The organism is Nocardia wallacei (genome assembly GCF_029868745.1).
Classification (GTDB): Bacteria; Actinomycetota; Actinomycetes; order Mycobacteriales; family Mycobacteriaceae; genus Nocardia; species Nocardia wallacei_B.
This window is the reverse complement of the sequence record NZ_JARWOP010000027.1, coordinates 1-2,867: the sequence shown is the minus strand read 5'-3', so window position 1 is coordinate 2,867 and position 2,867 is coordinate 1. Positions and strand designations below refer to the sequence as shown.

The 2,867-nt window shown below is 65.8% G+C and carries 1 protein-coding gene; it reads left to right on the top strand.

Annotation, left to right across the window (positions count from 1 at the left end; all coding sequences use genetic code 11):
* Positions 1 to 17: 17 nt before the first annotated feature.
* The coding region (locus QH470_RS01075; RefSeq protein WP_280270338.1) for an AMP-binding protein at positions 18 to 2,867 on the top strand (2,850 nt) is incomplete at its 3' end.

The following is a 2,867-nucleotide window of genomic DNA, read 5'->3' as shown; positions in this document are numbered from 1 at the left end:
TCTTCGAGGTCGAGGCTGTGGATCCGGAGTGGACGTCGATTCCTTACGGTCGTCCGTTGCGTAATCAGTGTTTTCGGGTGGTGGACGAGTCCGGCGGAGATCGGCCCGATTGGGTGCCGGGGGAGTTGTTGATCGGTGGCGCGGGAGTGGCCCGCGGCTATCGGGGCGATCCGGAGCGGAGCGCGTCCAGCTTCTTCGAGGACGGAGGCCTGCGCTGGTATCGCACGGGGGATCTGGGCAGGTATCGCCCGGACGGCGTTCTGGAATTCCTCGGCCGAGCCGACAGACAGGTGAAAATCCGTGGACACCGCGTGGAATTGGGGGAAGTCGAGCACGCGATCAGCGCGCATTCGGAGGTCCGTCGGGCGATCGCGCTCGCGGTGGGTGAGCGTGCGCGGGCACGGCTCGTCGCTTTCGTAGAACCCGATGTGCCCCCAGACATGCGGAGCTTTCTGGCCGACCGGTTGCCGTCGGGGTGGACGCCCGAACTGATCGGATTGCCGGACCCGCCATTGACCGGGAACGGGAAAATAGATCACGCCGATCTGGTGCGCCGTGCCGAAAAGGCCATCACCACAAGTACATCCGGGCCCCTGGAACGGAAACTGTTGCGGCCGGGCCTGGAAACGCGGATCGGGTCGATCTGGCAACAGGTACTCGGCGGCGACCTGCCCGACCGGGATACCAATTTCTTCGGCGCGGGCGGAGATTCGCTGTCGGCCACCCGACTCGTGAGCCGTCTCGGCCGGGAACTCGGCCGCACCGTGACCCTCCGCGAATTCTTCACCAGCCCGACCATCGCCGGACTCACCCGGAATGGGCCGCACACCGAAGACTCCACGCCGGGCGAACCGCCGCAGGGGTCGGCTCCGGTTCGGTCGCTGACGACCGATGCGGCCAACCGGCTGGAACCGTTCGCGCTGACCGATATTCAGGTCGCGTACTGGCTGGGCCGGTCGAGAGAATTCGACCTGGGCGGTATCGGTGCGCAGTTGTACTTCGAGTACGACTGGCCCGATCTGGACGCGGACCGGTTGGAGCGCGCCTGGAATCGGGTGATCGATCGGCACGCGATGTTGCGCGCGGTGGTCGGTGCGGAAGGTATGCAGCAGGTACTGCCCGACGTCGCGGAGTATCGGATCCCCGTGATCGACGCAGGCGCCGATTTCGACGGCGTGGCCGCGGCGGTGCGGGCGGACATGGCGGACGGGGCGCTCGATTCGTCGGCGTGGCCACTGTTCGACGTGCGAATCGTGCGCGACGGTGAAAAGGCCCGGGTGTGCACGGTTTTCGACAGCCTGGTCGTCGACGGCCTGAGCGCTCTGGTGCTCATTTCCGAATGGCTGCGATGGTATGCCGATCCGGATATCGAACCGACGCCGCCGGCCATCGAGTTCCGTGACTATGTGCTGAGTTGTGCCCCTTCGGACGATGAGGTTCGAGCCGCGCTGTCGTACTGGCGTGCGCGGCTGCCGGAATTGCCGCCGGGACCGCAACTGCCACTGCGCATCTCACCCGCCGCGGTGGAGCATCCCCGCTTCCGCCGCCGTGAAGCGCGGCTGGAGCCGGAAACCTGGCACCGGATCGTCGCACGTGCCAGGAGCTTCGGCGTGACACCGAGCGTGGTGCTGCTGGCGTGCTACACGTGGGTGCTCGGCGGCTGGAGCGCCCAGCGCGACCTGACTGTCACCTTGACCCGCTTCGACCGGCGTGACGTGCACCCCGACATCATGCGGGTGGTCGGCGACTTCAGTTCGCTGCTGCTGGTGGCGGATCGCCCGGCGGAGCGCGAAAGCTGGCTCGCACGCGCCCGCCGATTGCAGGAACAGTTGTGGAGCGACCTGGACCATCAGCAGATTTCCGCGGTGCGGGTATTGCGAGAACTGGCCCGCGACAGCGCGATTCCGGCCGAACCCGTCCCCGTGGTATTCACCTCGATGCTGGGGGTGGACGACGAATTGGCGCGGTCGGTGCTATGGCCGGACTACACCCGCACACAGACCCCGCAGGTGTGGCTGGACCACCAGGTCATCGAATTGCCGGACGGCCTGTTGCTCAGCTGGGATTCGGTGGACGAATTGTTCCCCGACGGAATGGTGGACGACATGTTCGCCACCTACCACCGGCTCCTGAACCGGTTGGGTGAGGTGGATTGGGAGCGACCGCTGCACGAGGCGTTACCCGTGTTGCCGCCGCATCAGCGGGTGATTCGCGATCAGGTCAACGACACCGCGGGGCCGGGCGATCTTCCTGGCGGCGGGTTGCTGCATACGGCGATGTTCGATGTCGCGGCGGCGGATCCGGAACGGGTAGCGGTGATCGACGGGGACGCGGTCGTCTGTTTCGGTGAATTGGCTGAACACAGTAGGCAAGTCGCGGGACTCCTGATCGCGCATGGGGTGCGTCCGGGTGATGCGGTCGCGGTGTCTCTGCCTCGGGGTGCGGTGCAAGTGGCGGCGTTGTATGGCGTCCTTGCCGCAGGTGCCGCGTATGTCCCCGTCGCCAAAGATCAACCGGCGCAGCGTCGTCACGCGATTCTCGAGCAGGCGGGAGTCGCGGTCGTGTTGACCGATGACGCCGGAGAACCCGACCAGCGCTCGGGCGGCGTGCCGGTGGCGGTGATCACCGATGCGCGGCACCACGATCCGGACACGGTGTATCGGGGTGTGGCAACCGATCTCGCGTATGTCATTTTCTCCTCCGGTTCGACGGGAGTGCCGAAGGGTGTCGAAATCGAGCACGGCAGTGCGGTGAATACACTCGTTGATTTGTGTTCCCGCTATGGGATCGGTGCGGGGGATCGTGTGTTGGCTGTTGCGGCAGTCGATTTCGATTTGTCGGTGTTCGACTTGTTCGGTGTGTTGGGT